This window comes from Thermopolyspora sp. NPDC052614 (assembly GCF_040678635.1).
Taxonomy (GTDB): Bacteria; Actinomycetota; Actinomycetes; order Streptosporangiales; family Streptosporangiaceae; genus Thermopolyspora.
On record NZ_JBFATZ010000015.1, the window covers coordinates 1 to 13,662 of the forward strand.

10 protein-coding genes are annotated in these 13,662 nt (G+C 68.6%); 3 read left to right on the plus strand and 7 right to left on the minus strand.

All coding sequences use genetic code 11. The features are described 5' to 3' along the window. On the minus strand, window positions 1-1,186 hold a 1,186-nt coding region (locus AB0K60_RS27185), incomplete at its 3' end, for a hypothetical protein (RefSeq protein ID WP_364060888.1). Between the two features lie 527 nt (window positions 1,187-1,713). Continuing rightward, window positions 1,714-3,270, minus strand: a complete 1,557-nt coding sequence (locus tag AB0K60_RS27190) for a hypothetical protein (RefSeq protein WP_364060891.1) — start codon at window positions 3,268-3,270, stop codon at window positions 1,714-1,716. A 385-nt stretch (window positions 3,271-3,655) separates the two neighbouring features. Here AB0K60_RS27190 and AB0K60_RS27195 point away from each other — a divergent pair, with 385 nt between their 5' ends. Further along, a complete protein-coding gene (locus AB0K60_RS27195; RefSeq protein ID WP_364060894.1) occupies window positions 3,656-4,642 on the plus strand; it encodes a zinc-binding dehydrogenase in 987 nt (328 codons plus the stop codon). 47 nt (window positions 4,643-4,689) lie between these two features. On the opposite strand, the gene AB0K60_RS27200 is transcribed toward AB0K60_RS27195, so the two are convergent. The 4 genes from AB0K60_RS27200 to AB0K60_RS27215 all read right to left on the minus strand — a co-directional run bounded on the left by AB0K60_RS27200 (window position 4,690) and on the right by AB0K60_RS27215 (window position 10,213). After that, the gene (locus AB0K60_RS27200) at window positions 4,690-5,424 is read right to left on the minus strand and encodes a PadR family transcriptional regulator (protein WP_364060897.1); all 735 of its coding nucleotides are present in this window, start codon (window positions 5,422-5,424) and stop codon (window positions 4,690-4,692) included. Beyond that, a complete protein-coding gene (locus AB0K60_RS27205) occupies window positions 5,424-6,227 on the minus strand; it encodes a DUF4097 family beta strand repeat-containing protein (protein ID WP_364060900.1) in 804 nt (267 codons plus the stop codon). The genes AB0K60_RS27200 and AB0K60_RS27205 overlap by 1 nt, the downstream gene beginning before the upstream one ends. Before the next feature lie 76 nt (window positions 6,228-6,303). Continuing rightward, window positions 6,304-6,483, minus strand: a complete 180-nt coding sequence (locus tag AB0K60_RS27210; RefSeq protein ID WP_364060903.1) for a DUF6104 family protein — start codon at window positions 6,481-6,483, stop codon at window positions 6,304-6,306. A gap of 73 nt (window positions 6,484-6,556) precedes the next feature. After that, window positions 6,557-10,213 carry a multifunctional oxoglutarate decarboxylase/oxoglutarate dehydrogenase thiamine pyrophosphate-binding subunit/dihydrolipoyllysine-residue succinyltransferase subunit gene (locus AB0K60_RS27215; protein WP_364060906.1) on the minus strand — a complete coding sequence of 1,219 codons (3,657 nt, stop codon included), beginning with the start codon at window positions 10,211-10,213 and terminating at the stop codon, window positions 6,557-6,559. Between the two features lie 162 nt (window positions 10,214-10,375). Here AB0K60_RS27215 and AB0K60_RS27220 point away from each other — a divergent pair, with 162 nt between their 5' ends. After that, window positions 10,376-11,500 carry an MBL fold metallo-hydrolase gene (locus tag AB0K60_RS27220; protein ID WP_364060909.1) on the plus strand — a complete coding sequence of 375 codons (1,125 nt, stop codon included), beginning with the start codon at window positions 10,376-10,378 and terminating at the stop codon, window positions 11,498-11,500. A 14-nt stretch (window positions 11,501-11,514) separates the two neighbouring features. Here the strand turns inward: AB0K60_RS27220 and AB0K60_RS27225 are convergent, their stop codons facing one another. Further along, a complete protein-coding gene (locus AB0K60_RS27225; RefSeq protein ID WP_364060912.1) occupies window positions 11,515-12,573 on the minus strand; it encodes a dihydrodipicolinate reductase in 1,059 nt (352 codons plus the stop codon). A gap of 163 nt (window positions 12,574-12,736) precedes the next feature. Between AB0K60_RS27225 and AB0K60_RS27230 the strand changes: the two genes are divergently transcribed. Then, window positions 12,737-13,630: an SDR family oxidoreductase gene (locus AB0K60_RS27230; protein ID WP_364060915.1), complete on the plus strand. Its 894-nt coding sequence runs from the start codon at window positions 12,737-12,739 to the stop codon at window positions 13,628-13,630. The last annotated feature ends 32 nt before the right edge of the window (window positions 13,631-13,662 follow it).

Consider the following 13,662-nt stretch of genomic DNA (forward strand, 5'->3'; position numbering starts at 1 on the left):
ACACCGTGGCGCCGCGCTTCTGGTTCCAGGCGAAGCCCTGGCCGCCGACGTTCCTGGACAGGGTGCCGACGTCCTTGACCTTGCCGATGTAGAAGTAGTCCAGGTAGTACTTCGTGGACTTGCTGACCTTGTACCACTGGTGCAGGTAGTACTTGGTGAGCCAGAAGTTGCCCTTGGCGTCCTTCCAGACCTTGCCCAGGACCTTGCCGGCGGCCTTCTCGTCCAGCAGCTTCTCGTACTGCGCCTCGGTCAGCGGGATGGTCCGCGGCCAGGCCTTGGTGCCGTTGGCCCAGGTCTTCCAGTTGCCCGACGGCCAAGAGGCCGCGTTCCACTGGGCCTCGGTGACCTCGGTCCAGCCAAGGACCTTCGGTCCGGGGTAGCTCGGGCCGACCTTGTCCACGGAGACGTCCGGCTTGCTCCAGACCGGAGCCTTGGGGCCGTACTTGTCGAGGATGCTCTCGAAGTCCTTCTGAGAGATCTCCTTCGACTCGACCCACTTGTCGCCGGTCCAGGCGTCGTAGTCGTCCTTGTTGACCTCGACCTTGTCGCCGATGGAGAAGCCGTTGTAGACGTTGACGAAGGCGTAGTCCTTGTCGTAGTCCTCGTAGACCGAGAAGTCGTAGTGGGTCCAGGCCTGCTTGCCCACGTAGATGCCCCAGGGCGCCTTGCCCTTGTAGTAGCCCGGGACGAAGATCCACTTGTCGAAGACGTTCTTGCCGTCGAAGACGTTGTGGGCGGCGGTGGCGACCAGGTTGCCGTAACGCGAGTGGATCGCGCTACCGGAGGCCCACCAGGTCTGGCCCTTGCTGTCGACCCAGAACACCTTGCCCACGGTCTTGGGCAGGTTCACGTTCTTGACCTTGGTGGCCGTCACCTTGCCGTAGCCGGTCGGCGCGGTCACGCCGGGCTTGCTGTCGGGAGCCGGCCCGCCCTTGACCTGGAGCTTCTCGCCGTTCAGCTTGTAGTCGTAGTGGTACTCCTTGGCGCTCTTGAGGGCGTTCGCGTTGGAGTCCAGCCAGAACTGCGCCACCGAGTAGGCCTCGGCGGGGGTCTTGGCCAGGTACTCGCTGGACTTCAGCGGAGCGGCGCTGGCGGTGGAGGCGGTCACCAGGGAGGCGCCCAGCAGGGCGGAGGCGGCAACGGCCCCACCCAGCGGGAGGACCAGACGCTTGACTCGGGTGTTCAAGGAAACTCCTTGGGCTGTCGTGGAACGCTTCTTGCGTCCCATGCGTCAGTAAAGGGATAGCCAGGAACATACAGCGGCGATCTTGGGTGTAGGTAGCGGTTCTGGCAGGAAAAATTGACCTTGAACCGCTGCAATCATTCCGAGACAAACGCCGCGCAGCCGAGTCAAGACCGCAGTAGCCGCCATTGGAACGTATCGCCGCAGATCACAGCCGTAACACCCGTCCCACCCGCGGCCGCGCCCGCCACCGGCGGTCAGGTTCCCGCGAACCCGGCATGTGACCTAAATCACACCTCTCGGATGGCACCGAATCGGCGCCGGCTACGTCAAAGCACCCGCGCACATGTCTCCAGAGGGCCACGAGAGCGCCCCAGAGGCACTTCAGGCGCCCCTGTGAGGCCATTGATCCCCTAGGGGGCCCGTGGAGGCCCTGGAGGCCCCGTACAAGCCTGAAAAAGCACACAGGGCCCGGTCGCGAAGACCGGGCCCTGTGGCCGAGCGGAGGGTACCGCTACGTACTCAGGCGACTACTTGAGGATCTCGCCGTTCTTGCCGACGATCGTGCCGGACCAGGCGTTGGCCGCGGCGTCGTAGATCGCCTTGGTCTCGCCGTCGAAGTACGGCGAGGCGACGAAGTCGACACGGCCGTTGTCGTCCTGGTCGCCGAACCAGGAGATGACGCCGTTGATGTAGCCCACCCGCTTGGAGGAGTTGTACTGCCAGATGAACGGGCCGCCGTCGGCGCCCGCGGTCATCGCCGACTTCAGGCCGATGGACTCCTCGGCCTTCAGCTTGGTGTTGATCGCCGTGTAGGTCTTGCCGTACGACCACTTCTGCGTGACGCCGCTGTAGGCGTCGCTGCCGTTCGGGTGCGGCGCGCTCGGGTAGCCGAACGCGAACACCGTCTTGCCGCGCTTCTGGTTCCAGGCGAAGCCCTGCGCGCCGACGTTCTTGGACAGGGTGCCGACGTCCTTGACCTTGCCGATGTAGAAGAAGTCCAGGTAGTACTTCACGGTCGTGGACTTCTTGTACCACTGGTGCACGAAGTACTGGGTCAGGAAGAAGTTGCCGGCGGAGTCCTTCCAGACCTTGCCCAGGACGTTGCCCGCCGCCTTCTCGTCGAGCAGCTTCTCGTACTCGGCCTCGGTCAGCGACTTGGTCTTCGGCAACGACTTGGTGCCGTTGGCCCACTTCCACCACTGGTTGCCGGACGGCCAGGGGGCCGCGTTCCACTGCGCCTCGGTGACCTCGATGCGGCCGAGGTGGTTGCCGATGGCCGGGCCGGTCTTCTCGGCGTTCTTCTCGGTCTTGCTCCAGACCGGGGCCTTGGGGCCGTACTTGTCCAGGATGTCCTTGTACTCGGTGTAGGAGATCTCCTTGGACTCGACCCACTTGTCGCCGGTCCACTTGTCGAAGTCGTCCTTGTTAACCTCGACCTTGTCGGCGACGGAGAAGCCGTTGTAGACGTTGACGAAGGCGTAGTCCTTGTCGTAGTCCTCGTAGACCGAGAAGTCGTAGTGGGTCCAGGCCTGCTTGCCCACGTAGACGCCCCAGGGCGCCTTGCCCTTGTAGTAGCCGGGCACGAAGACCCACTTGTCGAAGACGCCCTTGCCGTCGAAGACGTTGTGGGCGGCGGTGGCGACCAGGTTGCCGTAACGCGAGTGAATGGCGCTACCGGAGGCCCACCAGGTCTGGCCCTTGCCGTCGACCCAGAACACCTTGCCCACGGTCCGGGGCAGGTTGACGTTCTTGACCTTGGTGGTCGTGACCTTGCCGTAGCCGGTCGGCGCGGTCACGCCCGGCTTGCTGTCCGGGGCCGGCCCGCCCTTGACCTGCAGCTTCTCGCCGGTGCTGACCTTGTAGTCGTACTTGAACTGCTTGGCCTTCTTCAGCGCCGCGGCGTTCGCGTCGAGCCAGAACTGCGCGACCGAGTAGGCCTCGGCGGGGGTCTTGGCCAGGTACTCGCTGGACTTCAGCGGAGCGGCGCTCGCGGTGGAGGCGGTGACGAGGGAGGCGCCCAGCAGAGCGGAGGCGGTGAGAGCTCCACCCAGCGGGAGGACCAGACGCTTGACTCGGGTGTTCAAGGGAAACTCCTCGGGGACGTCGTGCAACGCATCGGGTGTCCCATGCGTCGGTAGAGGGATAGCCAGGAACATACGCGGTGATCTTGGTGGCCCGACAGCGGTTCCCCAAGGAAAAGTTGATGTTGCAGCGCCGTGATCTTTTCGTGACGCAATCGGCCAATCGGCTCAGATACTGATATTGACCACCGTTGCTGCAGGTCATTCGCACAACCGACCACCCGCGCGGAGCCGCGAATGTGAAGATCACCGTCAACCGGTTCACGTCTCAATGTGACCCATCTCACACTCAACACATGGCACCGAATTGGTCTCGATCGCGTCTAAGCGGGATTTCGCGCGCAGGGTGCTCGAGAAGGTGTGGATCACGCCTGGGTAGGGTTCGGGCATGTTCGCCATCACCGCAAGCACGACCGATCCGAACGACCCGCTCGCCGGGCTGACCCTCGGGGAACGCCCCGAGCCCAAGGCCCCCGACGGCCGAGCCGACGACTGGGCCGACAACTGGGCCGTCGTCAACGTCAAGGCCGCCGCCCTCAACCATCACGACCTGTGGACGCTCAAGGGCGTCGGCATCAGCCAGGACCGGCTGCCCATCATCCTCGGCTGCGACGCCGCCGGCGTGGACGAGAACGGCAACGAGGTCATCGTCCACGCGGTGGTCGGCACGCCGGTCAACGGGGACGAGACCCTCGACCCCAAGCGCTCCCTGCTGTCGGAGGTGTACGATGGCACCTTCGCCGAGCGGGTGATCGTGCCCCGCCGCAACCTGGTGCCCAAGCCCGCCGGGCTGAGCTTCGAGCACGCCGCCTGCCTGCCCACCGCGTGGCTCACCGCGTACCGGATGCTGTTCGAGAAGTCGGGCCTGGAGCCCGGATCGACCGTGCTGGTGCAGGGCGCGGGCGGCGGCGTGGCGACCGCGCTGATCGCGCTCGGCCGTGCCGCCGGATACCGCGTGTGGGCCACGAGCCGCTCGAAGGACAAGCGCGCCCGCGCCCTGGAACTCGGCGCGGACCGGGTCTTCGAGTCCGGCGCCCGGCTGCCCGAGCGGGTGGACGCGGTCATGGAGACCGTCGGCCAGGCGACCTGGGCGCACTCGCTGAAGTCGCTGCGCCCCGGGGGCCGCGTCGTGGTGTCCGGCGCCACCAGCGGCGCGGTGCCGCCGGCGGACCTCAACCGGGTGTTCTTCCTTCAGCTCTCGGTGGTGGGCAGCACGATGGGCACCCGCGAACAGCTCGAACGGCTAGCGCGTTTCCTGGAGCAGACCGGCGTGCGCCCGGTGGTGGACCGCACCCTGCCGCTCGACCGCGCGACCGAGGGCTTCGCCGCCATGCACGAGGGGGACGTCTTCGGAAAAATCGTCTTCACGGTGTAGCCGGCCGGGGGCGGCCACCAGGCGCAACATGGGGTGGAGCCAGCGGATCATGACCGGAACGCCTCGCGGATCCGGGCCGACACGTCGTCGAGGGCCTCTCGGCAGTAGGCGAGCGTGTTCTCGTTGAGCTCCGCCCCGGCCGCCTCGCGCCGTACGCCCTCGACGAAGTCGGCGAGCATGCGCCCGAGCTCGGCGTCGTGCTCGGACCGCCTGCCGGACGGGCCCCACGTCTCGTCCCAGATCCGCCGCCACTCGCGGACCCACTGGTCGCGCTCCTCCTTCAGCCGCGGCCGGTGCCGTCGCCACTCGTCCCGCTGGCGACGCCACTCCTCCCTCTGCCGCTGCCGCTCCTCGCGCCACTTCTGCTGCCAGACCTGCCTGCCGGCGTCCCCGCCGCGCATCTCCCGGGTCATCTGGGTGAGTTCGTCGCGCAGCGAGCGCACGGTCTCGCGCACGTCCTCCTTCACCTCGCGGGCGATGTCGCGCACCGAGTTGGCGATCTCCTGCTCCAGGTCGGCGAGCTCGTCGAGGCGGTCGTTCAGCTCGGCCCGGCCCTTGTCGGTGAGCGTGAAGACCTTCTTGCCGTCCTTGACCTCGTGGGTGACCAGGCCCTCCTCCTCCAGCCGGGCGAGGCGGGGGTAGATCGTGCCGGGCGAGGGGGAGTAGACGCCGAGGAATCGATCCTGCAGCAGCCGGATCACCTCGTACCCGTGCCGCGGGCTCTCCTCCAGCAGTTTGAGCAGGTACAGCCGCAGCCGCCCGTGGCCGAAGACCGGGCTCATCACTTCTCCCCTCCGCGCGGCTCGCCGCGCAGTAGCGTGACGCCTCCCGAGACGGTGGTGACCGACAGCGAGGCCATGCCGCCGCCGAGCCGGCCGGTGACCGACCTGCCGCCCGGCCGTCCGTTATAGGTGAGGCCGTCGAAGGCCGTCTCGATTGTCCCCGAGGTCGAGCGCAGCGTGACGTCGGTGTCGACGCCGCTCGGCAGGCGTACCACGACCGCCCCCGAGACGCTGTTGAGCGTCACGTGGCCGGTGGGTTTGAGCTCCAGATCGGCGGTGATCCGGCCGGAGACGGTGTTGGCCCGCAGTCGGCGCGGCGTGCCCGCGGCGACGGTGAGCTCGCCGGAGACGCTGGTGAACGACAGGTCGCCGGTGAGGGCCCGGCTCTCCACCGAGCCGGACATGGTCTCGGCGCTGATCTCGCCGCTCACCCCGTCCAGGACGATCTCGCCGCTCACGCTCTTGACGCTGGTGCGGTTCTCGAACCCGGCCAGCACCGCGGAGGCGGAGATCACGCCGGCATGGATCCGGCAGTCCTTCGGCACCGTCAGCGTGAGCGTCGAGTCGTGCCTGCCGGGCCGCAGCCAGCCGAGCACGCCCTCCCAGGTCAGCACGCTGAGCCGGCCGTCCTCCCAGGTGACGGTGAGCGGCGTCGAGCCCACCTCGGTCACCTCCAGCGTCGGCGGACCGTCGCTCGCCAGCAGCGCCAGCCGTCCGGCCACGATGCGCACGCCGAGTTCCTTCACGCCGTCAACGGAGTCGAACGTGAGCTGATCCGGTTTCTCGATCGTCCACCGTGGCATGACGGGTCCTTCGTCTCGACGCACTTCCTATAAACACGATATGTCGTGTCTTGCGGAAGTCAAGACATATCGCGTCTTACTCGTCCGTGTCGTCGTCGAGACGGGCGAGCCAGGTGGCGAGGCGATCGACCGGGGTCTCGAACTCGGGGTTGAGATCGACGAACTCGCGCAGGCGCTCGGCCAGCCAGGTGACGGCGACCTCCTCCTCGCCGCGCCGCTCCACGAGTTCCTCGATGCCGCGATCCGTGAAATACACCAGTGACCCTCCATAGGGAAAAGTCCCCCACACCGAGCTTGCGCGGGCTCGCTGTGAGGGACTTTCGAAACGGTCAGCCGAAGATCTTCTCCAGGAGCTCCTGAAGCTCGGCGTCGTGCTTGGCGTGCGAGCCCGTCGCCGGCGAGGAGTTCGGCTCGCGGGAGACCCGGCGGATCGGGCGCCCGCCCAGCAGGTCCGGGGTCTCGGCCAGCTTGAGCGTCAGGTACGGCCACGGCCCCATGTTGACCGGCTCGTCCTGCGCCCAGATCAGCTCCACGTCGCCGTACCGGTCCAGCTCCCGCCGCATCTCCTCACGCGGGAACGGGTAGAGCCGCTCCAGCCGCACCAGCGCCGTGTCGGTGCGGCCGGCCTTGTCGCGGGCCGCGAGCAGGTCGTAGTAGATCCGGCCCGAGCACAGCACCACCCGGCGCACGCCCGACGGGTCCACGCTCGTGTCGCCGAGCACGGGCTGGAACGCGCCGCCGGTGAACTCCCGCACCGGGGAGGCCGCGCCCTTGTGCCGCAGCAGCGACTTGGGCGTGAACACGATCAGCGGCCGGCGCCGTTTCGACAGCACCTGCCAGCGCAGCAGGTGGAAGTAGTTCGACGAGGTCGACGGCTGGGCGACGGTCATGTTGTCCAGCGCGCACAGCTGCAGGAACCGCTCGATCCTGGCGGAGGAGTGGTCCGGGCCCTGGCCCTCGTAGCCGTGCGGCAGCAGCAGCACGACCGAGGAGCGCTGGCCCCACTTCTGCTCGCCCGAGCTGACGAACTCGTCGATGATCGACTGGGCGCCGTTGGCGAAGTCGCCGAACTGCGCCTCCCAGGCGACCAGCGCGTCCGGGCGCACCACGCTGTAGCCGTACTCGAAGCCCATCGCGGCGAACTCGCTCAGCAGCGAGTCGTACACGTACAACTTCGTGGTGCCCTTGTTGAACGCCTTGAGCGGGGTGTGCTCGGCGCCGGTGTTCCGGTCCACCAGCACGGCGTGCCGCTGGCCGAAGGTGCCGCGCCGGGAGTCCTGGCCGACCAGGCGCACCGGGTGACCGTCGATGAGCAGCGAGCCGAAGGCGAGCGTCTCGCCGAGCGCCCAGTCGATCGAGTCCGTGGCGACCATCTGGGCGCGGCGCTGCAGGATCGGCAGCAGGCGGGGGTGCGGGGTGAAGCCCTCGGGCAGGTTGACCTGGGTGTCGACGACCCGCTTGACGACCTCCTCGTCGATGGCGGTCGGGGTCTCGTCGTGCGACCACGGCACGATCTCGTCGGTGGGCGGCTTGACCACCGCGCCCGGCTCCAGCGGGCGCTCGGCCGCCTCCCGGGTCTCGGTGAAGGCCCGTTCGAGCCGCTCCTGGTAGTCGCGCAGGGCCTGCTCGGCCTCCTCGACCGTGATGTCGCCCCGGCCGATCAGCGCCTCGGTGTAGAGCTTGCGCGTCGACCGCTTGGCGTCGATCAGGTCGTACATGAGCGGCTGGGTGAAGCTCGGGTTGTCGGTCTCGTTGTGGCCGCGGCGGCGGTAGCAGACCAGGTCGATCACGACGTCCTTGCGGAACGCCTGCCGGTACTCGTACGCGAGCCGCCCGACCCGGACCACGGCCTCGGGGTCGTCGCCGTTCACGTGGAAGATCGGCGCCTGGATCATCCGCGCCACGTCGGTGGCGTACACCGACGAGCGGGAGGAGGCGGGCGAGGTGGTGAAGCCGACCTGGTTGTTGACGACCACGTGCACGGTGCCGCCGGTGCGGTAGCCGCGCAGCTGCGACAGGTGCAGGGTCTCGGCCACCACGCCCTGGCCGGCGAACGCGGCGTCGCCGTGCACCAGGACCGGCAGCACGGTGAAGCCCTCCTCGCCGCGTTCGAGCAGGTCCTGCTTGGCGCGCACGACGCCCTCCAGGACCGGGTCGACCGCCTCCAGGTGCGAGGGGTTCGCCACCACCGACGTGGTGATCTTGGAGCCGTCGGGCGCGACGAAGTCGCCGGTGGCGCCCAGGTGGTACTTCACGTCGCCGGAGCCGTGCGCGCTGCGCGGGTCGAGGTTGCCCTCGAACTCGCCGAACACCTGCGCGTACGACTTGCCGACGATGTTGGCGAGCACGTTCAGCCGGCCGCGGTGGGCCATGCCGATGACGACCTCGTCGAGCCGGTCCCGCGCGGCGGCGGAGATCACGGAGTCGAGCAGCGGGATCAGCGACTCGCCGCCCTCCAGCGAAAACCGCTTCTGGCCGACGTACTTGGTCTGCAGGAACGTCTCGAACGCCTCGGCGGTGTTGAGCCGCCGCAGGATGTTGAGCTGCTCCTCGCGGCTCGGCTTCTCGTGCGGCTTCTCGATGCGCTCCTGGATCCAGGCCCGCTCCTCCGGGCCCTGGATGTGCATGTACTCGATGCCGATGGTGCGCACGTACGAGTCGCGCAGCACGCCGAGGATCTCGCGCAGCTTCATCAGCGGCTTGCCGCCGAAGCCGCCGGTGGCGAACTCGCGCTCCAGGTCCCACAGGGTCAGCCCGTGCGACTGGATGTCCAGGTCGGGGTGCTTGCGCTGGCGGTACTCCAGCGGGTCGGTGTCGGCCATCAGGTGGCCGCGCACCCGGTAGGCGTGGATCAGCTCGAACACCCGGGCCGACTTGGCCACGTCGTCGTCGTGGGTGGCCGATATGTCCTGCACCCAGCGCACCGGCTCGTACGGGATGCGCAGCGACTCGAAGATGTCGTCGTAGAAGCCGTTCTCGCCCAGCAGCAGCAGGTGGACCTGGCGCAGGAACTCGCCGGACTGCGCGCCCTGGATGATGCGGTGGTCGTAGGTGGAGGTGAGCGTCATCACCTTGCTCACCGCGAGCCGGGCGAGCACCTCGGCGGAGGCGCCCTGGTACTCGGCCGGGTACTCCATCGCGCCGACGCCGATGATCGTGCCCTGGCCGGGCATGAGGCGCGGCACCGAGTGCACGGTGCCGATCGTGCCCGGGTTGGTGAGGCTGATCGTGGTGCCCGCGAAGTCGTCCACGCCGAGCTTGCCCGCGCGGGCCTTGCGCACGATGTCCTCGTACGCCATCCAGAACGCGCGGAAGTCCAGCGTGTCGGCCTTCTTGATGGAGGGCACCAACAGCTGGCGGCTGCCGTCGGACTTCTTGACGTCGATGGCGAGGCCGAGGCCCACGTGCTCGGGCTTGACCAGGACGGGCTTGCCGTCCACCTCGGCGTAGGAGTAGTTCATCTCCGGCATCGCCCTGAGCGCGCGCACGACGGCGTAACCGATGAGATGCGTGAACGACACCTTGCCGCCGCGACCGCGCGACAGGTGGTTGTTGATGACGATCCGGTTGTCGATGAGCAGCTTGGCGGGGACCGCGCGCACGCTCGTGGCGGTCGGCACCTCCAGGCTCGCGGCCATGTTCGCGGCCGTGCGCGCCGCGGCGCCGCGCAGCCGCTCCTCCTTCGCGCCCTCGGGAAGGGGGGCCGCCGCCTCCTTCTTCTTCTTGGGAGCGGGGGGCGCCGGAGGCGCGGGAGACACGGGAGGAGCGGGGGGCGGGGGAGGCGCGGTGGCGGTGCCCGCGCCTTTGGTCGTCTGGGCGGCGGGTCGCTTGGCGCCCCCGTTGCCGCCGTAGTCAGCGAAGAAGTTCCACCATGCGCGGTCAACCGACTCTGGATCTTCTAGGTACTTCTGGTACAGCTCATCGACAAGCCACTCGTTCTGCCCAAAGCTGGCCAGCGGGTTTGTCCGCGACGACTCAGACGACACGGCGGAAATCGCCCTCTTCCGCAGATCGGCGTTGTAATAGAGAACCTGTCCAAGGCTACTCGCCCAAAGGGGTCACGTGTGCCCCCTGCCCAAACGCGACGCCCCCCAACTAGAACCATGTTCGACAGGGGGAGCACAATCGAGGGGGCGAAGGGAGTCCGGATGCGACAGGACAGCGCGACGAACAGCAGCGCGACCAACGACAACGCGACGAACGGCGGCGTGCGGGTCACGGCGGCCAACGAGGAGCAGCGCACGGCCTGGCAGGGCGGCGTCCTGCCCCAGGTCGAGCGCGTACGGCCCGGCCTCTGGTCGATCCCCGTCCCGATCCCGATCAACCCGCTGCGGTACGTCCTCGTCTACGCCCTCGAACTCCCCGACGGCGTCGCCATCATCGACGCCGGCTGGAACACCGACGAGGCGTACGCGGCCCTCGGCGACGGCCTGCGCCAGGCCGGATACGCCATCACCGACGTGCGCGCCGTGCTCGTCACGCACATTCACCCCGACCACTACGGCCTGGCCGGGCGGGTCCGCGAGGACTCGGGCGCGTGGATCGGCCTGCACCCGGCCGACGCCGCGCTGCTCCGCGACCGCTACGACGACGACTACATCGACGACCTGGTCCGGCGGGAGAAGGAGCAGCTGCAGCGCTGCGGCGTGCCGCAGGACGCCGCCACCGAGCTGGCCAACGCCTCCATGATGATCCGCAAGTTCGTCTCGAGCGCCCGCCCCGACGTGCTGATCGAGGACGGCGACCGTCCGGACCTGCCGGGCTGGGACCTGCGGGCGATCTGGACGCCCGGCCACTCGCCGGGCCACCTGTGCTTCGTGTCGGAGAGCCGCCGCGTGCTGATGTCCGGCGACCACGTGCTCGCCAAGATCACCCCGATGGTCGCGGTGCACCCCCAGTCGACCGCGAACCCGCTCGCCGACTACCTCGACGCGCTCGCCGCCGTGCGCAAGATCGGCGTGGACGTGGGCGTGGAGGAGGTGCTGCCCGCGCACGAGTACCGCTTCCTCGAACTGGCCGACCGGATCGACTACGTCATGTCCCACCACGAGGAGCGCCTCGCCGAGATCGAGTCGGTCGTCGCCGCCGACGACGGCGCGGCCTGCTGGGAGATCGCCACCCGGCTCACCTGGTCGCGTCCGTGGGAGTCGATCCAGCCGTTCATGCGCCGCGCGGCCAACAACGAGACGCTCGCCCACCTGGTCTGGCTGGAGGCCCGCGGCCGGCTCCGCCGCGTGCCCGGCACCCCCGACCGCTGGTACCCCGCCGCTTGATCAGGGCCACTTGATCACGCGAGCCGCGCCGTACCCCTCCCGGTGATCAACGGCAGATCGAGCAGGGTCCGGATCCCCGGAGGCGCGGCGCACACCGCGGGAATGGAGTTGACCGCGTGCGCCGCCGCCCCGGCCAGGCCGTACTCGACCTCGCCCACCGTGAGCGTCAGCTGCGGCACCCCCTGCACGTGAATGGAGAACCCGGGCTCGGCCCACCGCCGCACCCGGGCCGCGTCGGATTTATAGACGCACTCCACCGTCATGAACGGCATGCCGCACACCAGGCCGGAGAACGTCCACCGCGAGGCGCAGACGGTGCCCGGCCGCACCGGCCCGGCCGCGATCTCGAACTCCTCGGCGGCGAGCTCGAACTCGTCGCTTTCCTCCACCTCGTCGAGCGCGACCCCGAGCGCGTGCGCGACCAACTGCACGCTCTCGGCGAACAGCCCGCGCTGGAAGGCGCGGAACGGCCGCACCACCTTCGCGTACTCGGCGGGCGCGTGGCCGAACCCGATGAGATCGGCGACGATCCGCCGCGACGGATGGCCGCGGAAGTCGGAGACCTCGCGCACGTACAGATGATCGAGCCGGGCGGACAGCCCGGACAGCGCCAAGGGCAGCAGATCGCTCATGAAACCGGGGTTGATCCCCGTGCCGTGCAGCGACGAGCCACCCTGTCGGCAGGCCGACTCGACGCGCTCCACCACCCCCGGCCCGTACGCCTGCGGAAACACGAACCCGGCGGTGGTGATGACGTTCTTCCCCGAGGCGAGCAGCGCGCAGATCGTCTCGACGTCGGCGGCGAAGTCCCCGCCGATGCAGACCGCCGGGAGCGCCATGTGCAGCACCACGTCGGCGTCGATGGCGAGCACGGCCTCCACGTCGTCGGTGGTGACGACGCCGCAGTCGGGAAGCCCGGCGAGCCCCGCCGCGTCGAGCCCGACCTTGCCGGGGTCGTAGACGAGCGCGCCGACGAGCCGGAACTCCGGGCGCGTGAGCACGCCGCGCAGCGCGTACCCGCCGAGGGCTCCCGTGGCCCACTGGATCACGCGGTACGGCGATGGTGCCGACATTGATGCCCTCCGGTCGGAGTGCCGCAACTATAGCAAAAAAGCATCCGTACGCTCACTATGAGCGACCAAACCATCTTCTGTCGCGACAGACGCCATAAGTAACGATGACCCGTGCCGCTATCGTTGTCCTACTAGAACCTTGTTCTCCTGGGAGGGCTCACACATGTCGGAGCTACGGTTTGACGGAAAGGTCGCGGTCGTCACCGGCGCCGGGCACGGCCTCGGCCGCTCGCACGCGCTCCTGCTCGCCGAGCGCGGCGCGAAGGTCGTCGTCAACGACCTCGGCGGCGCGCTCGACGGGACCGGCGCCTCGGCCGGACCCGCGGCCGAGGTCGTCGAGACGATCACAAAGAACGGCGGCGAGGCCGTCGCCAGCACCGACAACGTGGCCACCCCGGAGGGCGCCGCCGCCATCGTCCAGGCCGCCCTCGACGCCTTCGGCCGCGTGGACATCCTCATCAACAACGCCGGCATCCTGCGCGACCGGTCGTTCGGCAAGATGTCGGTCGAGGAGTTCGACGCGGTGCTCGCCGTGCACGTACGCGGCTCGTTCCTGGTCAGCCGCGCCGCGTTCCCGCACATGAAGGAGCAGGCGTACGGGCGGATCGTCAACACCTCCTCCCCGGCGGGCCTGTTCGGCAACTTCGGCCAGGCGAACTACTCCACCGCCAAGATGGGCCTGGTCGGCTTCACCAAGACCCTCGGCATCGAGGGCGCACGCGCCAACATCAAGGCCAACGCGATCGCCCCGATCGCCTGGACGCGGATGACCGAGTCGCTGCTCCCGGCCGAGTTCGAGACCAAGTTCGCCCCCGAGCGCATCAGCCCGCTGGTCGCCTACCTCGCCCACGAGAGCTGCGAGGCCACCGGCGAGGTGTTCTCCGTCGGCGGCGGCAGGGTCGCCCGGGTGTTCGTCGCCGAGGGACCGGGCTGGCGCGAGGACGACATCAGCCCCGAGGCCATCCGGGACAACTGGGAGGCCATCATGGCCGAGCAGCCGTACCTGACGACGAAGCTCGGCGAGCAGGCCAAGGCCTCCATGGAGAAGATGCTCTAGTCCACGCTCTAGTTCACCCTCTAGTTCACCCT

Excerpts from the sequence above, each read along its gene's own strand:
- AB0K60_RS27195 (WP_364060894.1), top strand. The coding sequence starts at position 3,656 with ATGTTCGCCATCACCGCAAGCACGACCGATCCGAACGACCCGCTCGCC.
- AB0K60_RS27200 (WP_364060897.1), bottom strand. The coding sequence starts at position 5,424 with ATGAGCCCGGTCTTCGGCCACGGGCGGCTGCGGCTGTACCTGCTCAAA.
- AB0K60_RS27205 (WP_364060900.1), bottom strand. The coding sequence starts at position 6,227 with ATGCCACGGTGGACGATCGAGAAACCGGATCAGCTCACGTTCGACTCC.
- AB0K60_RS27220 (WP_364060909.1), top strand. The coding sequence starts at position 10,376 with ATGCGACAGGACAGCGCGACGAACAGCAGCGCGACCAACGACAACGCG.
- AB0K60_RS27225 (WP_364060912.1), bottom strand. The coding sequence starts at position 12,573 with ATGTCGGCACCATCGCCGTACCGCGTGATCCAGTGGGCCACGGGAGCC.
- AB0K60_RS27230 (WP_364060915.1), top strand. The coding sequence starts at position 12,737 with ATGTCGGAGCTACGGTTTGACGGAAAGGTCGCGGTCGTCACCGGCGCC.